This is a genomic window from Vibrio floridensis (genome assembly GCF_021852965.1).
GTDB classification, from domain to species: domain Bacteria; phylum Pseudomonadota; class Gammaproteobacteria; order Enterobacterales; family Vibrionaceae; genus Vibrio; species Vibrio floridensis.
In genome coordinates, this window is the sequence record NZ_JAKGCY010000009.1 from 81,563 (window position 1) to 103,285 (window position 21,723).

The 21,723-nt window shown below is 45.4% G+C and carries 21 protein-coding genes; 11 read left to right on the top strand and 10 right to left on the bottom strand.

What is annotated here, in order from left to right; genetic code table 11:
- Positions 1-4 precede the first annotated feature (4 nt).
- The 6 genes from LZU85_RS14270 to ttcA all read left to right on the top strand — a co-directional run bounded on the left by LZU85_RS14270 (position 5) and on the right by ttcA (position 6,184).
- Positions 5-2,374, top strand: a complete 2,370-nt coding sequence (locus LZU85_RS14270) for a heavy metal translocating P-type ATPase (RefSeq protein ID WP_237287364.1) — start codon at positions 5-7, stop codon at positions 2,372-2,374.
- Positions 2,375-2,376: 2 nt separating this feature from the next.
- Positions 2,377-2,550 (top strand): cbb3-type cytochrome oxidase assembly protein CcoS, encoded by a 174-nt coding sequence (ccoS, locus tag LZU85_RS14275; protein WP_176298798.1) that lies wholly within the window; start codon positions 2,377-2,379, stop codon positions 2,548-2,550.
- Positions 2,547-3,224 (top strand): sulfite exporter TauE/SafE family protein, encoded by a 678-nt coding sequence (locus LZU85_RS14280; protein ID WP_176298797.1) that lies wholly within the window; start codon positions 2,547-2,549, stop codon positions 3,222-3,224. Before ccoS ends, LZU85_RS14280 begins: the two co-directional genes overlap by 4 nt.
- Positions 3,225-3,309: 85 nt before the next feature.
- Positions 3,310-4,056: an FNR family transcription factor gene (locus LZU85_RS14285; protein WP_176298796.1), complete on the top strand. Its 747-nt coding sequence runs from the start codon at positions 3,310-3,312 to the stop codon at positions 4,054-4,056.
- A 132-nt stretch (positions 4,057-4,188) separates the two neighbouring features.
- A complete protein-coding gene (uspE, locus tag LZU85_RS14290; protein WP_176298795.1) occupies positions 4,189-5,136 on the top strand; it encodes a universal stress protein UspE in 948 nt (315 codons plus the stop codon).
- Between the two features lie 115 nt (positions 5,137-5,251).
- Complete coding sequence (gene ttcA, locus LZU85_RS14295) at positions 5,252-6,184, top strand: tRNA 2-thiocytidine(32) synthetase TtcA (protein ID WP_237287365.1); 933 nt, start codon at positions 5,252-5,254, stop codon at positions 6,182-6,184.
- Between the two features lie 69 nt (positions 6,185-6,253).
- Here the strand turns inward: ttcA and LZU85_RS14300 are convergent, their stop codons facing one another.
- Genes LZU85_RS14300 through LZU85_RS14310 form a run of 3 tightly spaced genes read right to left on the bottom strand, consistent with a single transcriptional unit; the run spans position 6,254 to position 8,513 of the window.
- Positions 6,254-6,916: a DUF2987 domain-containing protein gene (locus LZU85_RS14300; RefSeq protein ID WP_237287367.1), complete on the bottom strand. Its 663-nt coding sequence runs from the start codon at positions 6,914-6,916 to the stop codon at positions 6,254-6,256.
- Between the two features lie 18 nt (positions 6,917-6,934).
- Positions 6,935-7,723 (bottom strand): glucosaminidase domain-containing protein, encoded by a 789-nt coding sequence (locus LZU85_RS14305; protein WP_045620014.1) that lies wholly within the window; start codon positions 7,721-7,723, stop codon positions 6,935-6,937.
- Positions 7,716-8,513: a DUF2189 domain-containing protein gene (locus tag LZU85_RS14310; RefSeq protein WP_011080453.1), complete on the bottom strand. Its 798-nt coding sequence runs from the start codon at positions 8,511-8,513 to the stop codon at positions 7,716-7,718. Before LZU85_RS14310 ends, LZU85_RS14305 begins: the two co-directional genes overlap by 8 nt.
- Before the next feature lie 374 nt (positions 8,514-8,887).
- Here LZU85_RS14310 and potA point away from each other — a divergent pair, with 374 nt between their 5' ends.
- The 5 genes from potA to LZU85_RS14335 all read left to right on the top strand — a co-directional run bounded on the left by potA (position 8,888) and on the right by LZU85_RS14335 (position 13,965).
- Complete coding sequence (gene potA, locus LZU85_RS14315) at positions 8,888-10,021, top strand: spermidine/putrescine ABC transporter ATP-binding protein PotA (protein ID WP_176298790.1); 1,134 nt, start codon at positions 8,888-8,890, stop codon at positions 10,019-10,021.
- On the top strand, positions 10,005-10,862 hold the full coding sequence (gene potB, locus LZU85_RS14320) for a spermidine/putrescine ABC transporter permease PotB (RefSeq protein ID WP_237287369.1): 858 nt from the start codon (positions 10,005-10,007) through the stop codon (positions 10,860-10,862). Before potA ends, potB begins: the two co-directional genes overlap by 17 nt.
- Positions 10,862-11,632 (top strand): spermidine/putrescine ABC transporter permease PotC, encoded by a 771-nt coding sequence (potC, locus tag LZU85_RS14325; protein ID WP_011150281.1) that lies wholly within the window; start codon positions 10,862-10,864, stop codon positions 11,630-11,632. The genes potB and potC overlap by 1 nt, the downstream gene beginning before the upstream one ends.
- Positions 11,633-11,735: 103 nt before the next feature.
- On the top strand, positions 11,736-12,767 hold the full coding sequence (locus LZU85_RS14330; protein ID WP_011080449.1) for an extracellular solute-binding protein: 1,032 nt from the start codon (positions 11,736-11,738) through the stop codon (positions 12,765-12,767).
- Positions 12,768-12,927: 160 nt separating this feature from the next.
- Positions 12,928-13,965 (top strand): extracellular solute-binding protein, encoded by a 1,038-nt coding sequence (locus LZU85_RS14335; RefSeq protein ID WP_072610592.1) that lies wholly within the window; start codon positions 12,928-12,930, stop codon positions 13,963-13,965.
- A gap of 63 nt (positions 13,966-14,028) precedes the next feature.
- Here the strand turns inward: LZU85_RS14335 and cobB are convergent, their stop codons facing one another.
- The 7 genes from cobB to LZU85_RS14370 all read right to left on the bottom strand — a co-directional run bounded on the left by cobB (position 14,029) and on the right by LZU85_RS14370 (position 21,693).
- Positions 14,029-14,766 carry a Sir2 family NAD+-dependent deacetylase gene (cobB, locus tag LZU85_RS14340; protein ID WP_237287371.1) on the bottom strand — a complete coding sequence of 246 codons (738 nt, stop codon included), beginning with the start codon at positions 14,764-14,766 and terminating at the stop codon, positions 14,029-14,031.
- Between the two features lie 174 nt (positions 14,767-14,940).
- Positions 14,941-16,161: an ammonium transporter gene (locus LZU85_RS14345; RefSeq protein ID WP_237287374.1), complete on the bottom strand. Its 1,221-nt coding sequence runs from the start codon at positions 16,159-16,161 to the stop codon at positions 14,941-14,943.
- 358 nt (positions 16,162-16,519) lie between these two features.
- Positions 16,520-16,948: a membrane protein gene (locus tag LZU85_RS14350; protein ID WP_017420117.1), complete on the bottom strand. Its 429-nt coding sequence runs from the start codon at positions 16,946-16,948 to the stop codon at positions 16,520-16,522.
- Entirely contained in the window at positions 16,932-17,990 is a 1,059-nt protein-coding gene (locus LZU85_RS14355; RefSeq protein ID WP_237287375.1) for a formate dehydrogenase subunit gamma, read from the bottom strand. Before LZU85_RS14355 ends, LZU85_RS14350 begins: the two co-directional genes overlap by 17 nt.
- 14 nt (positions 17,991-18,004) lie before the next feature.
- Positions 18,005-18,613, bottom strand: a complete 609-nt coding sequence (fdh3B, locus tag LZU85_RS14360; protein WP_011150292.1) for a formate dehydrogenase FDH3 subunit beta — start codon at positions 18,611-18,613, stop codon at positions 18,005-18,007.
- 11 nt (positions 18,614-18,624) lie between these two features.
- A complete protein-coding gene (locus LZU85_RS14365) occupies positions 18,625-21,480 on the bottom strand; it encodes a formate dehydrogenase subunit alpha (RefSeq protein ID WP_072605467.1) in 2,856 nt (951 codons plus the stop codon).
- Between the two features lie 12 nt (positions 21,481-21,492).
- On the bottom strand, positions 21,493-21,693 hold the full coding sequence (locus LZU85_RS14370) for a twin-arginine translocation signal domain-containing protein (protein ID WP_011080438.1): 201 nt from the start codon (positions 21,691-21,693) through the stop codon (positions 21,493-21,495).
- Positions 21,694-21,723: the final 30 nt, after the last annotated feature.

A 21,723-nucleotide genomic window follows, 5' to 3' on the forward strand; every position in this document is an offset into this window, starting at 1 on the left:
GACCATGACGCAATCCTGTTATCACTGTGGTGAAGATGTACCGGTCAATACGGATTTTAAAGTAGAAATTTTAGGTGAGATTCGAGACATGTGCTGCCCCGGTTGTGAGACTGTGGCACAGACCATTATCGACAACGGCCTTGTTTCCTACTATCAATATAGAACGGCTCACGCTGAAAAAGTTGAACTTGTTCCTGAGCAGCTCAAATCACTCATTCATTACGATAATGAAGAAGTTCAATCTGAATTTGTACGAAGTAATGATAATCACTGTGAAGTGATGCTCTCTTTAGAGGGCGTTTCTTGTGCCGCGTGCGCGTGGCTAATTGAAAAACAAATGAATGGGCAAGCGGGTGTGGTGTCAATAAAGGTAAATACTACCACGAATCGTGCGCTTCTCTCTTGGGATAAGTCAAAAACTAAATTGAGCGAGCTTCTCTCTGGCATTCATGCGTTGGGATACAAAGCGGCGCCTTTCGAGGCTGACCAACAAGAGGCGTCATACCATGCAACGATGAAGCAGTATCTCTATCGATTAGGTATAGCGGGACTGGCAACAATGCAAGTGATGATGCTCGCTGTTGCATTGTATTTAGAAGTTTTTGGCGATCTCGAACCGGAGTTTAAGAACTACTTTCGATGGGTGAGTTTGATTTTTGCAACCCCTGTCTTGCTTTACTCAGCTCTTCCTTTTTATATCAATGCATGGCGCAGTATTAAAGGTCGGACGCTGGGTATGGATGTGCCAGTGTCCATCGCACTGATTTTTGCTTATTTTGCTAGCCTTGTTGCGACGGTCACAGAGCAAGGAGAAGTGTTCTTTGAGTCTATCTCTATGTTTACCTTCTTCCTACTTGTAGGCCGTTTCTTAGAAATGCGAGCGAGAAGAAAAGCAGCGGCAGCGAGCGGTAATCTTCTCAAATTGATTCCAGCAATTGCGACCACACTCGACGGACAGCAAGTGCCAGTTAAGAGCTTAAAGATTGGTGACCGGGTTCGTGTACTTCCGGGAGAACATATCCCAGCAGACGGATTAGTGATCGAAGGCCGCATTCATATTGATGAATCGATGTTAACTGGTGAATCCGTCCATGTTGTGAAGCGTGAAGGTGATGCAGTATATGCAGGCACAATGAATGGCGATGAATCCTTCGTGTTGCAAGTGAGCAGTTCAAAAGCGGACTCGGTTATTTCTAATATTGTTAGGCTTCAGGATGAAGCGCAGCATTCTAAGCCTAAAATCGCTGAAGTGGCAGATGTTGTGGCTCGCTACTTTGTTGGCGCTATTCTTATTATCTCTGCGGCAACATGGTTTTTTTGGCATCAGACAAAACCAGAAGATGCCTTTTGGATTATGCTCTCTGTGCTTGTTGCAACCTGCCCTTGCGCCCTTTCGCTAGCGACGCCTACAGCATTGACTTGCGCAACGTCACGTATGGGCAATTTTGGTATTCTGCTTCGCAAAGGCCATGTCTTTGAAACACTGTGTAAGGTCAACCATCTGGTTGTCGATAAAACGGGCACCTTAACCAAAGGCGATATCGAAATCAAAGAGACCAAGGTGTTTGCACACTTAACCGACCTGCAATGCCTGCAATTGGCGGCGAGTTTAGAAAATCATGCAAACCACCCTATTGCGAGAGCGTTTAAGTCTTATTCGACCCAAGATTTTGTGCTCAGTGATGTGAGTAACGTAATTGGTTCTGGTATTAGTGGAAAGTGGAATAGCGTTACGGTAAAAATTGGCAGTGCTGAATATGTATTAGGTGCTTCAACCGATGAGCAAAATGCGGTGTATCTCTCTTTGGATAACCAACACATTGCTACGTTTATCTACCATGATCCTATTCGTAAAGAAAGCCACAAACTGATCGAAAAGTTTGCTCAAGCGGGTATTAAGACCACCTTATTGACGGGAGACTCGGCAGCCAATGCTGAAAGTGTCGCAAAAGCCGTTGGAATCGAGCACGTTGTTGCTTCTGCAAAACCTGAAGACAAGCTCGCCTACCTAAAAGGTCTCGACATCAACGACATTACGCTGATGGTTGGTGACGGTATCAATGACGCGCCCACTTTAGCTGGTGCCCATTTGTCTGTCGCTATGGGTAGTGGTACGGATGTAGCGAAAGCATCTGCTGATATGACCCTTTTGGGTGACCGACTAGATAAGCTGCTTGAAGCCAGAGAGCTTGCTTTGCGCACGCGCCGTATCATCAAAGAGAACTTGGCTTGGTCCCTGGGTTATAACCTTTTGATATTGCCGTTGGCTGTGGCAGGTTTGGTTGCTCCTTATATTGCTGTTGTAGGAATGTCTGCGAGTTCTATAATAGTGGTTTCAAATTCTCTCAGGCTGCTTAAAGAGCACGGTAAGTAACTATGGAAAGCTTGTATCTTCTAATTCCTATTGCAATTGTTTTGGTGTGCATTGCGGTGGCGGTGTTTTTGTGGGCGGTGAAGAGCGAACAGTTTGAAGACCTCGAGAGGCAGGGAAGCAATATTTTGTTCGACGAAGAGCAAAAAAAGAGTACTAAAGCTGAGAGAGCGGAATGACGCCCGACTTTATTGGCGCATTTATGATCGGTCTTGCTGGGGCCGGTCATTGCATTGGCATGTGTGGTGGTATCGCTTCTTTACTTAACCTCGGACAGCAGCAAGCTTCACCTATTCGCAATACCCTCCTTTATAATCTTGGACGCCTCACTAGCTATGCCTTATTTGGCGGATTGATTGGTGGAGCAGTCTCATCATTAACTGAGCTCAGTGGCTTAAACCACTCATTAGCTTGGCTAAGATTGATTGCCGCATCTTTTATGATTCTTGTAGCCCTGTATATCTCCAAACTATGGAGTGCGCTATTGACCGTTGAAAAAGGTGGGCAATTCATCTGGCGATGGATTAAGCCAGTAACCGCACACCTGCTTCCTATTAAACATCCTCTACAAGCTCTTCCCTACGGTTTTGTTTGGGGATGGTTGCCATGCGGTTTGGTCTACTCGGCTTTAACTTGGTCGGCTGTTTCTGGAGGTTTTATCAACGGATCTCTGATTATGCTTGCTTTTGGGCTAGGCACCTTGCCAGCAATGATATTGGTTGGGTTTGGTGCGCAGTTTGTTACTCGTTTGCAATCGTCATTAACATTTCGTCATATTACGGCTTTTTCCCTTTTTGCTTACGGCGTTTACACCGCTTACGAGGCTCTGAAGTTGTTACAATTAGTCAACTAACTAAGGGCTAGAACATTTTTTTTACTATCCTTTAGTATTAAGCAATGCTAAAATATTGACGTATATCAAATAGTGAAAGGTTGTTATGATTTCTGAAAAACCTGCGACAAAGCGCATCCAGTCAGGCGGTTGTGCGATTCATTGTCAAGATTGTAGTATCAGCCAATTGTGTATTCCGTTTACATTGAACGAAGCTGAATTAGATCAACTAGACCAGATCATCGAACGTAAAAAACCGATTCAAAAAGGGCAAGAGCTTTTTAAAGCAGGTGACGTATTGAAGTCTCTGTATGCCATTCGTTCGGGTACCATTAAGAGTTACACGATCACTGAGCAGGGTGATGAGCAGATTACAGCGTTTCACTTAGCGGGCGATTTGGTTGGTTTTGATGCTATTACTGGTGATAGCCATCCTAGCTTTGCTCAAGCACTTGAAACATCAATGGTTTGTGAAATCCCGTATGAAATTTTAGATGACCTTTCAGGTAAAATGCCAAAGTTACGTCAGCAAATTATGCGTCTGATGAGTAACGAGATTAAAGGCGATCAAGAGATGATTCTGCTTCTTTCAAAAAAGAACGCAGAGGAGCGTTTGGCTGCTTTCTTGTATAACCTTTCAACTCGCTTCTCCCAGCGTGGATTTAGCCCACGTGAGTTTCGACTTACGATGACTCGTGGTGATATTGGTAATTACCTAGGTCTAACCGTTGAAACCATTAGCCGTTTACTAGGGCGTTTTCAGAAATCGGAAATGCTCAGTGTTAAAGGTAAGTACATCACTATCCTTGACCACGATGCTTTGATGGAGCTAGCGGGCGTTTCGAAAAACTAAATCCTTATAGGTGATGTGGCTCAATCCTGAGCTACATCATACTTTTCTTCATTCTCTTCGTAATATCCTAATATTTCTCCTTTTTTTACGCTAAAGTATTTATATGGTTCTACAACATAAGTGGGCTGAAATATGAGTATTTATAGTAAAATCCTCGTTGTTGCAGACATCAATAAAGATGAGCAACCTGCATTGGCAAGAGCAGTACAATTAGCGAAAAAGAGCGTTTCTAAAAGTCACATAACCTTCTTTTTATCGATATACGATTTCTCATATGACATGACGTCAATGCTGTCTATTGATGAACGTGATGCAATGAGACGTGGTGTTATTTTTCAGCGCGAGCAGTGGTTGAAAAAGATTGCAGAGCCCTATTTAGATGATTCCGTCGAGTTTGAAATAAAAGTGGTTTGGCATAACCGTCCGTATGAAGCAATCATTGCAGAAGTCTTCGGCGGTGGTCACGACATTTTGATTAAAGGAACTCGTAAACACGACGTTCTTGAGTCGGTTATCTTTACACCTACTGACTGGCATTTATTACGCAAGTGCCCTATCCCCGTGTTGCTGATCAAAAATGCCGATTGGCCAGAGCATGCCAATATCCTTGCTTCAGTTCATGTTGGTTCTGAAAACGAAACTCACCTTGAGTTAAACAATAGTATGGTTGAAAGACTAAAAGAGATCACGAACCGTTTAGATGCAGAAGCGTATCTTGTCAATGCGTACCCAGTGACGCCAGCCAATATCACGATAGAACTTCCAGAGTTTGATCCGACAACCTATACAGATGCCGTTCGTGGGCATCATCTAACAGCCATGAAAGCGCTGAGACAGCAGCATGGTATTGATGAAGAACACACTATTGTAGAACAAGGCTTACCAGAGGATGTCATTCCTTCTGCCGCCGAAAAGCTGAATGCCGCAATGGTGATTCTTGGAACCACGGGACGTACTGGCCTCTCCGCCGTGTTTATCGGCAACACCGCCGAGCATGTGATTGATAAAATCAACTGTGATGTATTAGCGCTGAAGCCAAAAGGCTACGTGAGTCCATTAGATCCAACGACAGCTTCATAACTTAAACTCCCGGGTAATTAAGCCCGGGATTTTTTTGTCCGGTACTGGCATCTTGGAAATTTATCCGTATCATACGCACTTCATTTATTTTGATGTGTTTTAAGACTAACAGCCGATGACAGAGCAAATTCAAGAGCGCACTAAAGCTCAACAATATAACTTCAACAAGTTACAAAAGCGTATTCGTCGTAATACAGGCCAAGCGATTGCGGACTTCAACATGATCGAAGACGGTGACCGTATTATGGTGTGTTTGTCTGGCGGTAAAGACAGCTTTACCATGTTGGACATCCTGATGAGCTTACAAAAAAGTGCACCAATCTCCTTTTCTCTTGTCGCTGTTAACCTTGACCAAAAGCAACCTGGCTTTCCAGCACATGTACTGCCTGAATACCTAGAAAGTTTAGGTGTGGAATATAAGATCGTAGAAGAAGATACCTACTCGATCGTTCAAGATAAGATTCCTGAAGGTAAAACGACCTGTTCACTTTGTTCTCGCTTACGTCGTGGTATTTTGTACCGTACAGCAAAAGAACTCGGCGCAACAAAAATTGCACTAGGCCACCATCGTGACGACATACTAGAGACCTTGTTTCTAAACATGTTCTACGGTGGAAAAATGAAAGGTATGCCACCTAAGCTGGTTTCAGATAATGGTGAACACGTTGTGATTCGTCCACTGGCCTACTGCCGTGAGAAAGACATCATCAAATATTCAGATATGACCGGCTACCCTATCATTCCATGTAACCTATGTGGCTCTCAACCAAACTTGCAGCGTCAAAATATCAAACAGATGCTGAATGACTGGGATAAGCGTTTCCCAGGTCGTATTGAGACAATGTTCCGCGCAATGCAGAATGTGGTGCCAAGCCATTTAGCGGATTTTGAGTTGTTTGATTTTAAATCGATCAACAAAGATTCAGGCGTGATTAACGGTGGTGATATCGGTTTCGACAAAGAAGAAATACCTGTTGCAACCGTCGAAGATGAAGATATGGTGCACGAGTTTGATCCAAGCTTAAAGCTAGATGTGGCCAATATTTAATCAGCTTGCAAAAACAATAAAGGCGACCATGTTGGTAGCCTTTGTTTTATCACTTGAGTGTTCAACTCATTACTTCTTAGCCGCAGGTAAGTAAGGCAAAACGCGCATAGTGGGCTGCGGTAACACCATATAGCCAGTTTCGCCTATCTCACTAAGTGCCACTTGCACCTTACCGTTGACGATCGCTTTTTTCTGCCCATTGGAGAAGGTAATCATGTCGTTCAATTGATCGGCGAACTCCATTGTCACCCCTTCTACATCAGGCGTGAACCAGCTAGAAAACATGCCGCCCAAATCATCCAACATGGTTTTCATCTGTGGCATGAGTGGCTCTAGCTGCTCATACGTCACTTTTCCTTGTAATGGCTGCTTGGTCATCACAACGAGCGAGTAGTCACAGCGCATATCTTGCGGTGTCTGAACAAAAACCAGTGGATTTGCTGACTTAAGGTTGTTGTCTATTGGTAGCGGTAATTCCTTTGATGCGGGAATCATAAATTCTTCGTAATGCTCCTCTTTTTCCATCCATGCTTTTTCAATATTACAAAGCTGTTTGGTTTGAGGATTAACGAAAAAAATGCCGACCTTAACGTCTTCATGCCCCTCTTTGGTATTGTTTTTTAATTGAGAAAAGAGTTTTGAGTAGGTAAACATGTATTCTTGCGCAGATACCGGTGTTACCACGAAAGAGGATAAGGCGGTACAGAGTAAGGTGAGGCCAATCTTATTCATTCTATTTCTCTTATTGTTTTAGTTTGTCCAAAATTCTGCATTGTGGCGGATCATAGCTTGCAGATCATCAACATAATCCTGCCCTCTCTCTGAATATGAAAGCAGGCCATTCGTCAGTTCTGTCGCCACGGAGACGCTTTGTAGATCGCGACCTTGCATATCAAGAGTGGCGCGAATCTCACGCAGCTCTCTGTATGCACGATTACGATTAACGTTCATAAAATAGCCATGAACCGAATCTTGAACCGAAGAAAACTTCGCCACTTCGTGGAAAGCACCTTGATTACGTTCAAGTGGAACCACACCACATCCTGGGGTATAGCACCACTGGCCAAAGAGATTGTTTGCTTGACGAGCAAAGCGCGAAGTTCCCCAAGCGGACTCGTTGGCAGCTTGAATCATGACGAGCGCTTCTGGCAACACATTGACTCTCAACATCAATTCATTCAAAGAGTCTTCATTAGCTTCTTCCGCTGAAAGTGTGACATTGTAACGAGAGGCTAACTTGTCGAGTCGAGCGTTCTGCTTTTCCGATAAGTTGGCCATATCCAAAGATTCTAGAAAAGAACGCTCTTCAAGCACGCGTTGGTTTTCCAGTGCCACCATAGGTCTTAGATAGTCGAAAAAGGCCCTTTTTTTCTCGGCGACATTTTGAATCGCAGCGAAGTCAGGTAAAGACTCAATAGCTTGTACTTGTTCTTTAGGTTGATGGTCTCGATAGAACACATATGGACCGACAGCAGAGAAAGCAACAAAAGCCGCAACAGCGGTCACTTTTAAAAATGTAGATTGTGATGGGTTAAGCATTAAATACCTGTGAATTGTTATCGTTATTGTCGTCGGAACCGGAGGTAGCCACTATTTTCAAACGGATACCAAACATCTCGCGGTAGAGAATACCTTTGAGATGGAAGAAAAATGGCAAAACAAAAATCAACCCGATGCCATAAAAGATCGTTGCTACCGCAAACATCACCATCACCAGCAGGTACAAACCTGATACGACTAGAATTTTTCGGTTGATCGCACGTAAAGAAAGCAGCAGAGATTGCATTGGTGGAACATTCTTTTCACAGATAAGCAGAATCGAGTGACTAAACGCCATTGAAAGATAAAGTGAAAGCAAAGGAAAAATCATGCCCAGTAAGCCTTGAAGCATCAAGCTGAACAAAGTAGCAAGAATAACGGGAATCGTGTATTGAAGCCCTTTGCTGATGTGGCGAGTTTTCGTCTGTAAGCCTGCAGCATGGCTCATCGCCATCAAGCTGACACCGGCAAAAATCGGGGCGCTAATCACTTCGTAGCTGAAGTTTGCGACATAAATAGCCGAAACAATTTGTTCAGTCAGTAAATCGGGATTGACGATGGCATCAAGGATGACACTCGGCTCACCAAGTTGCAGTTGAAGTGCGATATAGAAAATCAGCAACTGTAGCGCGAGTAGCAGCACGATAGCTGGAGAAAAGCTGAAGAAATGCGACATCGTTTTCTTCCAAGCTTCACTAAAAACAGCTCCAGCACTCAGCTCATATTGACCAGAGAGCGCACTTTCAATAGTACCGCCAATGTTAATCTCTTTTTCGAATTCGTTTTTCATAGATATCCTAAGCTGACTTGCTTATCTGCTGTAAAAGTTTGTCTTGATAAGAAAGGCATTCATTATACTGAAATCTGACGTTTGCTAAACTCTGTTTGCTAACCAACTGCTTGCTTTATTTGCAAATTGATTGATAATTAACCGCTTGAAAACTATAGGCGACAGAACAGTTTGTTACAGGATATTTTGACATTCATTCAATCACTTGGAAAATTCACTTTATCCTATGTATTAGTATGGTAACTAATCGAGTTTTTTACCTGAAAAACTTTTTCCGTTTTGACATGAGAAATTACTTTAATTTCACACTTTTGGTGATTATCATGCGCGCCTTATTGTGAATTACTACAGGTCATACGAGTTACGTGACCAATGTGGGAGAAATACAGACGTTGAACGCTAAAAAACACGCAGGACAACCAGTAATCCGTTTATCTGGTATCAGTAAGAGTTTCGATGGTAAGGAAATCATCGGTAATTTAAACCTAGACGTTAATCACGGTGAATTTTTAACGATTCTTGGGCCTTCTGGCTGTGGTAAAACAACGGTTTTACGTATGATCGCAGGTTTTGAAACTGCAGATAACGGCCAAATTACGATCGACAATCAGGATGTCACTCATGTTCCTGCGGAACAAAGGCATGTCAACACCGTATTCCAAAGCTATGCGCTTTTCCCGCATATGACCGTTTTTGATAATGTCGCATTTGGTCTACGTATGCAAAAAGTGCCTTCGTCTGAGATAGAACCTCGTGTAATGGACGCACTTAAAATGGTTCGCCTTGAAAGCATGGCTCAGCGTAAACCTCATCAGCTTTCTGGTGGTCAACAGCAGCGTATTGCAATTGCGCGTGCTGTGGTGAACAAACCAAAAGTACTATTACTTGATGAATCCCTATCAGCGCTTGATTACAAATTACGTAAGCAAATGCAGATTGAGCTTAAGCAGCTACAGCGCCAGCTTGGCATCACCTTCATTTTCGTCACGCACGATCAGGAAGAAGCACTATCGATGTCAGACCGCATTATCGTCATGCGCTCAGGCGTTATCGAGCAAGATGGTTCACCTCGCGAAATCTACGAAGATCCGAAAAATTTATTTGTTGCGCGTTTCATTGGCGAAATCAACGTTTTTGAAGCAACAGCAAAAGAACGCCTTGACGAAAAACGCATTCGTGCAGAAATTGAAGGTGTTGACTCTGTGGTTTATTTTGATGAGCCGGTAACGGAAGGTCAGAAACTGCAAGTACTACTTCGTCCAGAAGACTTACGTATTGAAGAGATCAAAGAATCCGAAGAGAAAGGTATTGTCGGTCACGTTACCGAGCGTACTTACAAAGGGATGACTCTTGATTCTGTTATTGAAACGGAATCTGGCATGCGTGTAATGGTAAGCGAGTTCTTTAACGAAGATGATCCTGATGTGGACCACTCTTTGGGACAAAAAGTCGCCATTACTTGGGTTGAAAGCTGGGAAGTGGTACTAAGTGATGAGCAAGAAATTTAGTCTTCAAAACGCCATTATCACGCTGATTGTCGGTTGGTTGGTTCTTTTTGTACTGATTCCAAACCTGATGATCATTGGCACCAGTTTTCTGACGCGTGATGAAGCTAACCTCATTGAGATGACGTTTACATTGGATAACTACGCGCGTTTGCTCGATCCTTTGTACGTGAAAGTGTTGCTGCACTCCTTCTATATGGCGATTGTGGCAACCCTTATCTGTTTGGTAGTGGGCTACCCATTCGCTTACATTGTGGCGAAGATGCCACACAAATGGCGTCCAATTATGCTGTTTTTAGTGATTGTGCCTTTCTGGACCAACTCACTGATCCGCACCTATGGGCTAAAAGTTGTGTTGGGAACGCAAGGTGTTCTCAATAAAGCACTGCTAAGCGTTGGCCTGATTGATACACCGATACGCATTATGTTTACCGAAACTGCGGTTATGATTGGCTTGGTATACATTCTACTGCCATTTATGATTTTGCCGTTGTACTCAGCCATAGAAAAACTGGATAACACATACATCGAAGCGGCAAAAGACTTAGGTGCAAACAAGTTCCAGACCCTAACAAAGGTCATTCTGCCATTGACCATGCCTGGCATTATCGGCGGTTGTTTGCTGGTTCTCCTCCCTGCTCTGGGCATGTTCTACATTTCAGACTTGCTTGGTGGTGCGAAAAACTTGCTGATTGGTAACGTCATTAAGAGCCAAGTGCTTAATGCCCGTGATTGGCCATTTGGGGCTGCGACCAGTATCGCGTTGACCATCGCAATGGCGATTATGCTTTATGCCTACTATCGCGCGGGTAAATTGTTGAATAAGAAAGTGGAGCTGGACTAATGGGGCGTACAGTTAGATTTAGCTTTATGACGTTGGTTTATGCGTTTTTGTATTTACCAATCATCGTATTGATCGCCAACTCGTTTAACGAAAACAAGTTTGGTATGAAATGGGGCGGATTCACCACCAAGTGGTATCACGCGCTAGTGAATAACGACAGCTTGATGCAAGCTGCATGGCACTCGTTTAACGTTGCGATTTTTTCAGCAACTGCCGCAACGATTATCGGCAGTTTGACGGCGGTTGCCCTATTCCGCTACCAGTTCAAAGGCAAAAGTGCAGTCAACGGTATGCTGTTTGTCGTTATGATGTCTCCGGATATTGTGATGGCTATTTCTCTATTGGCGCTGTTTCTTGTGCTGGGTGCACAATTGGGTTTCTTTACTCTTTTGGTTGCGCACATCACCTTCTGTTTGCCATTTGTTGTGGTCACGGTTTATAGCCGCTTAAACGGTTTTGATGTGAAAATGCTTGAAGCAGCAAAAGACCTTGGTGCAAGCGAATGGGTGATTCTGAAGCAAATTATTCTGCCGCTGGCGAAACCGGCTGTTGCAGCTGGTTGGTTGCTGAGTTTTACCCTATCTTTAGATGACGTTATCATCAGTTCGTTTGTGACGGGCCCGACTTATGAGATTCTGCCACTGAAAATCTACTCAATGGTGAAAGTGGGTATCTCTCCAGAGGTCAACGCATTGGCAACCGTCATGCTGGTCGTGTCACTCGTATTGGTGATCACCTCGCAAATCCTTGCGAGAGAAAAAGTTAAATAAACCGCCTTCTGGTTGTGTTTAAACGCGAAGCAGAATGGTGATTCACCATTCTGCTTTTTTATAAGAATGCCTTCGGGCAACGTTTGGTTTGGAGCTAACGTAAATGAAAAAATGGGCTACTTTATTAGCTGGTAGTGCATGTGCGCTTTCACTGTTTTCCGGTTCGGTTGCAGCGGAAGATAAAGAATTGGTGTTTATGAACTGGGGTCCTTACATCAACAGTAATATCCTAGAGCAATTCACGAAAGAAACGGGCATCAAGGTGATTTACTCGACTTACGAGTCGAACGAAACCTTGTACGCCAAGTTGAAAACGCACAACCAAGGCTATGATCTGGTAGTACCTTCTACCTACTTCGTTTCTAAGATGCGTGATGAAGGTATGTTGCAGAAGATTGATAAATCGAAGCTAACAAACTTCAAAAACTTAGATAAGAACTATCTAGATAAACCTTACGATCCAAACAACGACTACTCTATCCCACATGTTGTTGCGATCACGGGTCTTGCTGTGAACACCGATATGTACGATCCAAATGACTTCCAAAGCTGGGCAGACCTATGGAAACCTGAGCTTAAAGGCCAAGTCATGTTGATGGACGACACTCGTGAAGTGTTCCATATCGCGCTACGCAAATTGGGTTATTCGGGTAACACCACCGATGAAAAACAAATCGATGAAGCGTACGCAGAACTGCAAAAGTTAATGCCAAACGTATTGGTATTCAACTCTGACAACCCAGGCGCACCATACATGTCTGGCGAAGTAGGCGTTGGTATGCTTTGGAACGGCAGTGCGGCGGCAGCACAAAAAGAAGGTTTACCTCTAACGCTTGTTTTCCCTAAAGAAGGCGGCATTGGTTGGGTAGATAACTTTGCAATTAGTTCTGGTGCGAAAAACGTGGATGCGGCGCACAAGATGATCGATTTCCTACTTCGTCCAGAAATTGCAGAGCAAATCTCTAACGACACGGGTTACTTGACCGCTGTTGCTGAGTCAAACGCGAAGTTCAAAGATGTTGCGCCACTGTTCCCGTCACAAGAAGATCTTGACCGCGTAGAGTGGCAAGACGCCGTTGGCGACAAAACAGTGAAGTATGAAGACTACTTCATGAAGCTTAAAGCTGGCCAATAATCAGCACAATTGCTTCATTACTCATCATATAGGCAGCGTAAAGCTGCCTATTTTTTTACTTAGCTGATATAATCTGACGCTGTTTTTCTGGCGATATTGTATTGCCAGTTTTTATATAACCACCTGCCCTTTAGGGCACGCTGATATGAGCGGAACAGTAATGAAAAAAGCACTGTATACCGGCGCATTGTGTGCTGCTACTTTATTTTCAACTTCTTCATTTGCCGCAGATCAAGAACTGTATTTCTACAACTGGTCTGAGTATATCCCAAGTGAAGTGTTAGAAGATTTCACTAAAGAAACGGGTATCAAAGTCATCTATTCAACCTACGAGTCTAACGAGAGCATGTACGCAAAGTTAAAGACTCAAGGCAGTGGCTATGATCTGGTCGTTCCTTCTACTTATTTTGTTTCAAAGATGCGTAAAGAAGGGATGTTACAAAAAGTGGATAAAGCCAAGCTGTCTCACTTTGCCGAACTGGACGCGAACTATCTAGACAAGCCATTTGACCCAGGTAATGACTACTCTATTCCATACATTTGGGGTGCGACTGGTATTGGTATCAACGTTGACATGCTGGACAAGAGCTCAGTAAAAAACTGGGGAGATCTTTGGGATACTCAGTGGGCTGGTCAATTGATGTTGATGGACGATGCACGTGAAGTGTTCCACATCGCGCTTTCAAAGCTTGGTTACTCGCCAAACACAACCAACCCTAACGAGATCAAAGCCGCGTATGAAGAGCTGAGAAAATTGATCCCGAATGTATTGGTGTTCAACTCAGATTTCCCAGCTAATCCCTATCTAGCGGGTGAGGTTTCACTGGGTATGCTTTGGAATGGTTCTGCATATATGGCGCGTCAAGAAGGTGCAAAAATTGACATCATCTGGCCTGAGAAAGGTGCAATTTTCTGGATGGATAGCTTAGCCATTCCAGCGGGTGCGAAAAATATTGAAGCCGCCCACAAGATGATCGACTTCCTTCTACGCCCAGAAAATGCAGCAAAAATTGCGATGGAAATCGGTTATCCAACCCCGGTGAAAACCGCTTACAAACTGCTTCCTAAAGAGTTTGCGGAAGACAAAAACATCTTCCCTCCACAATCAGTGATGGATAATGGTGTGTGGCAAGACGAAGTCGGTGAAGCCAGTGTGCTTTACGATGAGTACTTCCAAAAACTCAAAGTAAATAACTAATTTTATTGGTTAAAAAGAAAAAGCGGCCGTGGCCGCTTTTTTTGATCCTTCTTTCAACGAGCATTATGCTTTTTCGACGTTACTCTCTAAATGCGCAAGCAGTTCCTCGACCAACTTAGGCACTTCAACACTTGCCTTACCGTGGCGCTTTTCAACGAATTCACTTTCGATCGCACTGGGTTCAAGGTTGATTTCAATTGTGTGTGCGCCGTGCATTTTGGCGTCATGGACAAACCCGGCGGCCGGATAAACCACACCGGACGTGCCAATTGAGATAAACAGGTCGGCGGTTTCTAACGCTGAGTATATCTCTCCCATTCTCAGAGGCATTTCACCAAACCAAACAACATGAGGGCGCATCTGCGATGGCATCTGGCAGCAATGACAAAGATCCCCTGTCAGAATATCCCCCGTTTCCTCAATCACTTGGTTTGAGACACTGCAGCGAGATTTGAGCAACTCACCATGCATATGAATGATATTCTTGTTGCCACCACGTTCGTGCAAATTGTCGATATTCTGGGTAACGATCGTTACCTGACCGTCGAGCTCGGCTTCGAGTCGGCCAAGTGCGAGGTGTGCGGCATTCGGTTCTATATTAGGGTCTTGCAGTTTTTTACGACGTTGATTGTAGAAGTCTTGGACTAAATTGGGGTCTCTGGCGAAACCTTCCGGCGTTGCGACATCTTCAATACGATGGTTTTCCCACAGTCCATCTTGTGCTCGAAAGGTTTGAATACCTGACTCAGCGGAAATTCCAGCTCCGGTCAATACGACGATATTTCGATATGGGAAGTTCATAACCTATCCTTGTAGTTCTTTTGTCACAGCTTACCACTGAACGAAAAACAACAGTAGTTATGAGGATTAGACCATAGTCTTAAATATTCGGAGTAAGATACGGTTTTGAGAGATAAGGCAAAAATGGAGAGAAAAGAGCGACGCAATGCCGCCGCCCTTATAAATCGTTTGATTCTATTCAGCGTTAACGGAAGAGATCTTATGAATCGCTAAATCCGCGCCATTAAATTCATCTTCTTGAGAGAGTCGCAAGCCGCTGAGGCGGTTAATCGCACCATAAACAATACCAGCGCCAATCAGAGCAACCAAAATGCCCAAAAGCGTACCCAAGAGCTGAACGGTAAAACTGACGCCCCCTAGCCCACCTAGCGATGATTGACCAAAGATGCCAGCTGCAATCCCGCCCCAAGCGCCACAGACACCATGAAGTGGCCAAACACCTAACACATCATCAATTTTGGTTTTGTTTTGCAAGTAGGTAAACAAGTAAACAAACAGAACACCGGCGACCGAACCCGTCACCAAAGCGCCAAGAGGATGCATGAGATCCGATCCTGCACACACAGCGACCAATCCTGCAAGTGGTCCGTTGTGAATAAAGCCCGGGTCATTTTTGCCAGCGATGAGCGCGGCAACAATCCCGCCCGCCATTGCCATCAGTGAGTTCATTGCAACCAAACCACTGATGCCATTCAGTGTTTGTGCAGACATCACGTTAAATCCAAACCAACCGACGCACAGGATCCATGCTCCTAAGGCGAGAAAAGGAATATTTGAAGGGGCAAAGTTAGTGTGTTTCCCTGCACGCACACGTCCTCGGCGCATGCCTAAGAAAATCACCGCAACCAGTGCAATCCATCCTCCGACACCATGCACAACCACAGATCCAGCGAAATCATGGAAACCGACACCAAAGGTGGCTTCAAACCAAGCTTGAACACCGAAATTTCCGTTCCAAATAATGCCCTCAAACAGAGGATAGACAAGCCCCACGGTGAAGAATGTCGCAATCAAAACGGGATAAAAACGAGCTCGCTCGGCAATGCCCCCCGAAACAATCGCAGGAATGGCTGCGGCAAAGGTCAGCAAGAAAAAGAACTTAACCAACTCATAGCCGTTACCTTGAGCTAAGGTTTCCGCATCGGCAAAAAAATGCGCCCCATAGGCGACCCAATAGCCGATAAAGAAGTACGCCAAAGTTGAAATGCCAAAATCCGCTAAGATTTTAACCAGGGCATTGACTTGGTTTTTATGTCTCACCGTTCCGACTTCTAAGAAAGCGAATCCGGCGTGCATAAGGAACACCATGATAGCGCCAAGCAATAAAAATAAGGTGTCTGAACTTTGTGTCAGGGTTTGAACGGCTCCGTGAACCTGACTGGCAGTATCGCTCATTATTCGATCTCTCCGTTATTTTTGTAGTGCACTTATCCTGTGCATCAGTAAAGTTTGATATCACCATGTTGGTGAGAAAATACGTCGAATGTGACATAGAGCAAGGAGCATTCCAATTATTATCAATTTGATAAATAAATTCTATCCAATTGAATATGCGAGATTTATTTTTTTGGCAGAGCGGTTTGTAAGTCGTGATAGGCGTTGAGTTAAGGTAAATATGCACATAATTAGTTCAGTTGCACCAAAAGAAAGCGCACCTTCTATGTGCAACAAACAGTAGGTGACGGAAAATTTTGGCTAGAAAAAAAAATCCCCTCAGTTGAGGGGATTTTGCTATTTCTCTGTTTGCTCTTTTCTATAAGTTTGGGCCCGTCGATGGTCTATGTGGTTGATTGTTGCTTAGCTGAACCATGCCTTGGTACATGCGCAAGAACCAAACCAATATCGCTAGCGCTGCAAACAGCATACCCACGTAGGGAATCGCGTAGGCAACGCTGTTGAGTACGTTGTCCAAAACCGTACTGCTGACCCAGTATTCACTGACGCCGACCAGTACACCGTTCGAGGTTGCTACGGTGACGATCAAGACAACGAAAAACGTGAGATAAAGGAAGAAGGTTCGAATTAATCCATAGTAGTGTGAATTAACAACGTCACCATCTTGGTTTTTATCCAACCGATACCCTGCATAAACAATCGCGATAACGCCAGATAGTAAGAAAGTAAATGGTGTTAAACAGCTGAGGATGTAAGCAATCCAAATACCCTTATGAGGTTTGTTCACGATGACCTCCTACCTTCGCTTGCTCGTTGGTGCTAGAGGATTGAGAGCCGCTCTGCTGCTCTTTCTCCATCATTTCTGCATACCACAAATCATGATGTTCTTTAGCCCATGTTTCATCCACTTCACCGGTCACCATGCCTTCGAGTGCCCCTTCCATGCCAAACAAGCCAATGTAGATATGGAAGATAAATCCACAGATAAGGATCAAAGCCGAAATCATGTGCACAAGGTTAGAAAGTTCCATATCACGGCGTGTTTGACCGAAAATAGGGAAATCTAGGATCAGTCCACTGGCCGCGACAAACACACCAAAGAAAATCAATAACCAGTAGATCGCTTTCTCACCACCGTTAGAAAAACCTGCCGATGGATGGGTGCCTTTGTGTTTGCCTACCATGCCGCCGAGCTTCATAAACCAACGTACATCCGTCATTGTTGGTATGGATTTACGCCACCATTTCAGCAAGATAAAGGTCAGCAAAATGAAGAATAATGGCCCCATGTAGTTGTGGTATTGCTTGGCAAGCAGAATAACAAAACCCCAAATTTCAGAAGGAACGTAAGGTTTTAAGAAGTGCTTACCATACACCAACATCAAGCCGCTAAACGCAAGGGTGAGAAAGGTAAACGCCATGCTCCAGTGAAGCGCACGATCCCATCGTGACCAGCGTTTGAGCTTTTTCCCTGTGCGAGGTTTGCTGAGCATCAAAGGACCAACAAACACATACGCCATGATCACCATAGCAATGCTGCCAAAAATAGCGATTGCTCCGGCAGGCGACATCCATTTTTCTTTTAACAGATACCAAGTTTGACCTGGGGTACTGATAAGCACGCCGTGCTCAGGAAAGGTCGACGTGGTGTAACCCACCTCACCTGCCCTGACTTGACGCCAAAAATCGGCCCCGGCTAATTGCGTCATTTCCGTTTGATCGACAGAGTTCTCTTTTTCTTGTGCCACCGTGGTAAAGCTTAAGGTCAACAGCAGTACTGTCCAAAAAGACAGTACTGCAAGAGAACCACGTTTAAGCGCTTGTAACATGACTCTCTCCAAACTTAGCTGCGAGTTGCATCGTAGGATAGATCTTCACCGTTGGTCCAACCGGCTTCTTTTGCACCACGTTCCACGACACGTTGACGGAAGATGTCGGAGATTTTCTCTGCATCACCCGCCAAGAGGGCCTTAGTTGAACACAGCGAAGCACACATTGGCAGTTTGCCTTCTGCGATACGGTTGGCACCATACTTCTGACGTTCCTCTTCTGAGCCCGGTTCGGTGTTTGGACCACCGGCGCAAAAAGTACACTTGTCCATTTTGCCACGCTCGCCAAATGAGGCTTGTTTCGGGAACTGAGGCGCACCAAATGGGCAAGCAAACAGGCAGTAACCACAACCGATACACAGATCTTTGTTATGGAGCACAATGCCATCTTCGGTATGTTCAAAACAGTCTGCAGGACAAACCGCCATACAAGGGGCATCGGTACAGTGCATACAGGCCACTGAGATGGAGTTTTCGCCCGGTTCACCATCGTTCAAGGTAACAACGCGGCGGCGCTGAATGCCCCACTCTAATGCGTCGTCGTTTTCATTTTTACAAGCGGTCACACAGCCGTTGCATTCGATGCAGCGTTTGGTGTCGCAGAGGAATTTCATTCTAGCCATTTCAAGACTCCTTACGCTTTACGAATGTTACAGAGGGTGACTTTGGTTTCCTGCATCTGAGTGACAGGATCGTAACCGTAGGTGGTGGCGATGTTTGCTGATTCACCAATCACGTACGGATCAGTACCTTCTGGGTACTTGTTGCGTAAGTCTTCACCTTGGAACTTGCCGCCAAAGTGGAATGGAATGAATGCCATTCCTGGTCTAACACGGCGTGTCACCATGGCTTTAACATGAATACGGCCTTTCTCTGCCCCTTCAACCCAAACCATGTCGCCATCTTTAAAGCCCAGATCGTTGGCGTCTTTCGGGTTTACTTCCACGAACATCTCTTGTTGCAGTTCTGCCAACCAAGGGTTCGAACGGGTTTCTTCACCACCCCCTTCGTATTCCACCAAGCGGCCAGAAGTGAGGATGATTGGATACTCTTGCGACTTATCTTGGTCTTGAATTGACTTATACAGCGTTGGTAGACGGTAGATTGAAGCCGCGTCATCCCATGTTGGGTAATCGGCAATCAAATCACGACGTGGCGTGTAAAGCGGCTCACGATGCAGAGGCACACGATCTGGGAACTCCCACACGATAGTCCGTGCTTTACCGTTACCAAAAGGAATACAACCATGCTTGATAGCAACACGCTGGATACCCCCTGAAAGGTCGGTTTTCCAGTTTTTGCCTTCCGCGAGCGCTTTCTCTTCTGCGGTTAGATCGTCCCACCAACCCAGTTGTTTTAGTAGTTTGTCACTGAACTCTGGGTAGCCATCTTGAATGTCACTGTCTTTCGAGTAGCTGCCATCGGCCAGCAGACTCTTGCCTTCAAACTCAACGCCGAAACGTGTACGGAAGGTGCCGCCGCCCTGTGCAACAGGTTTCGATGTATCGTAAAGAATGTGGGTTCCCGGGTGCTTCATTTCTGGAGTGCCCCAGCATGGCCACGGTAAACCATAGGTTTCACCATTCGCCGGTCCGCCTTCCGCTGCCAAGGTGGTTTTGTGGAAGGTGTGCCAGTTTTGTTGGTGTGCTTTTAAGCGCTCAGGGCTTTGGCCAGTGTAACCAATGGTCCACATCCCTTTGTTGAACTCACGAGTGATGTCTTCAATCACAGGTTGATTGTTAACAACGCGAACGTTTTTAAATAGTTGATCGGCAAAACCCAGCTTTTTGGTCAATAGATACATGATTTCATGATCGGGTTTTGATTCAAACAGCGGTTCGATCACTTGATCACGCCACTGGATGGAACGGTTTGACGCCGTCACACTGCCATGCGTTTCAAACTGAGTTGTTGCAGGAAGCAAATAGACACCATCGGTGCGATCGTTCATGACGGCTGCGACGGTTGGATATGGGTCGACAATCACCATCATGTCGAGTTTTTCCATCGCCTTCTTCATTTCTACGCCGCGGGTTTGCGAGTTAACCGCGTGGCCCCAATAGAACATGGCGCGAATGTTGTCGTTTTGTTCGATACTGTCTTTGTTTTCCAATACACCATCGATCCAACGAGACACCGGAATACCCATGTTGAACATCGGCTGTTTGCCGTTGTACTTGTTCTGGTCAAAGCGGTTTTTCAACCAGTCGAAATCGATGCCCCACACTTTCGCCCAATGTTTCCATGAGCCTTCTGCCAAGCCGTAGTAGCCCGGAAGCGTGTGTGACAACACACCAAGGTCTGTTGCGCCTTGCACGTTATCGTGACCACGGAAAATGTTCGCACCGCCACCGGACTTACCTAAGTTGCCCAGCGCCAGTTCAAGCACGCAGTAGGCACGCGTGTTGTTGTTACCCGTCGTGTGCTGAGTGCCGCCCATACACCAAACGATACAACCCGGACGATGATCAGAAAGCAGTTTCGCTGTTTGGTAAACGTCTTCTTCGCTCACACCGGTAACACGCTCAACTTCTTTCGGGTTCCATTTCGCCACTTCAGCGCGAATCTCGTCCATACCAAATACGCGTTGGCGAATGAACTCTTTGTCTTCCCATTTGTTATTGAAGACATGCCACAGCACGCCCCAAATAAACGCGACATCGGTACCTGGGCGCAGAGAAACATAGTGATCCGCTTTTGCTGCGGTACGTGTGCGACGAGGATCCGCAACGACGATCTTACAGCTGTTTTTCTCTTTGGCGATGAGGATGTGCTGCATGGCCACTGGGTGCGCTTCGGCAGGGTTTGAACCAATGAACAACATCGACTTACAGTTGTGCATGTCGTTGAAGGAGTTGGTCATCGCGCCGTAACCCCAAGTGTTCGCTACCCCAGCCACCGTGGTGGAGTGACAGATACGCGCTTGGTGATCGACGTTGTTGGTGCCCCACATCGATGCCATTTTACGGAAGGTGTACGCTTGTTCGTTGTTGTGCTTGGCACTGCCCAGCCAGTAGACAGAATCCGGGCCGGATTGCTCACGAATTTCCAATACTTTGTTGCCGATCTCTTCGATCGCTTGATCCCACGAAAGTTTTTTCCACTTGCCGTTTTCCAACTTCATTGGGTATTTTAAGCGACGCTCACCATGGCCGTGTTCGCGTAATGCCGCGCCTTTGGCACAGTGACCACCAGCGTTAAATGGGTGATCAAAAGCCGGCTCTTGACCCGTCCAAACACCGTTTTGCACTTCTGCGTAAATACCACAGCCTACAGAGCAGTGAGAACAGATGGTGCGTTTTACTTCGATAGGTGCGCTCGCATCGACACTTTTCGCTTCCGCTTTACGGATCATTCCTGGCGCAAACAAGCTTGCTCCGGCAATCGCGCCACCAGCAGCGAGTGAACTATTGCGCATAAATACACGACGGCTAATGCCAAGCTGTTTTTGCTCTTTCGTGACGCTGTCTGAGCGTTTGATTAGTTTCATTGACGATGGCTCCTACAGAGTTTCGTAATAGTCGCGGATATGCTGAGTTTCGTGATATCCCTTTTTCTTCGCCTGTTTTTCTACAGGAGTAACTTCTGAGGCTGAGGCCACTTGTGTGGTGCCAGCAACGACGGCGCCTGCTACTGCTGCCGTGGCGATACCTTTTAAAAGGTCACGACGGCTTTCGTTAATCTCATTTTTTTCTTTCATCATTGCTTCCTTACCTGTCAGGTAGATTTTTGG

Bases quoted from the DNA above. Each gene is read 5' to 3' on its own strand.
- LZU85_RS14270 (WP_237287364.1), top strand. From the start codon at position 5: ATGACGCAATCCTGTTATCACTGTGGTGAAGATGTACCGGTCAATACG.
- ccoS (WP_176298798.1), top strand. From the start codon at position 2,377: ATGGAAAGCTTGTATCTTCTAATTCCTATTGCAATTGTTTTGGTGTGC.
- LZU85_RS14280 (WP_176298797.1), top strand. From the start codon at position 2,547: ATGACGCCCGACTTTATTGGCGCATTTATGATCGGTCTTGCTGGGGCC.
- LZU85_RS14285 (WP_176298796.1), top strand. From the start codon at position 3,310: ATGATTTCTGAAAAACCTGCGACAAAGCGCATCCAGTCAGGCGGTTGT.
- uspE (WP_176298795.1), top strand. From the start codon at position 4,189: ATGAGTATTTATAGTAAAATCCTCGTTGTTGCAGACATCAATAAAGAT.
- ttcA (WP_237287365.1), top strand. From the start codon at position 5,252: ATGACAGAGCAAATTCAAGAGCGCACTAAAGCTCAACAATATAACTTC.
- LZU85_RS14300 (WP_237287367.1), bottom strand. From the start codon at position 6,916: ATGAATAAGATTGGCCTCACCTTACTCTGTACCGCCTTATCCTCTTTC.
- LZU85_RS14305 (WP_045620014.1), bottom strand. From the start codon at position 7,723: ATGCTTAACCCATCACAATCTACATTTTTAAAAGTGACCGCTGTTGCG.
- LZU85_RS14310 (WP_011080453.1), bottom strand. From the start codon at position 8,513: ATGAAAAACGAATTCGAAAAAGAGATTAACATTGGCGGTACTATTGAA.
- potB (WP_237287369.1), top strand. From the start codon at position 10,005: ATGAGCAAGAAATTTAGTCTTCAAAACGCCATTATCACGCTGATTGTC.
- potC (WP_011150281.1), top strand. From the start codon at position 10,862: ATGGGGCGTACAGTTAGATTTAGCTTTATGACGTTGGTTTATGCGTTT.
- LZU85_RS14330 (WP_011080449.1), top strand. From the start codon at position 11,736: ATGAAAAAATGGGCTACTTTATTAGCTGGTAGTGCATGTGCGCTTTCA.
- LZU85_RS14335 (WP_072610592.1), top strand. From the start codon at position 12,928: ATGAAAAAAGCACTGTATACCGGCGCATTGTGTGCTGCTACTTTATTT.
- cobB (WP_237287371.1), bottom strand. From the start codon at position 14,766: ATGAACTTCCCATATCGAAATATCGTCGTATTGACCGGAGCTGGAATT.
- LZU85_RS14345 (WP_237287374.1), bottom strand. From the start codon at position 16,161: ATGAGCGATACTGCCAGTCAGGTTCACGGAGCCGTTCAAACCCTGACA.
- LZU85_RS14355 (WP_237287375.1), bottom strand. From the start codon at position 17,990: ATGTTACAAGCGCTTAAACGTGGTTCTCTTGCAGTACTGTCTTTTTGG.
- fdh3B (WP_011150292.1), bottom strand. From the start codon at position 18,613: ATGGCTAGAATGAAATTCCTCTGCGACACCAAACGCTGCATCGAATGC.
- LZU85_RS14365 (WP_072605467.1), bottom strand. From the start codon at position 21,480: ATGAAACTAATCAAACGCTCAGACAGCGTCACGAAAGAGCAAAAACAG.
- LZU85_RS14370 (WP_011080438.1), bottom strand. From the start codon at position 21,693: ATGATGAAAGAAAAAAATGAGATTAACGAAAGCCGTCGTGACCTTTTA.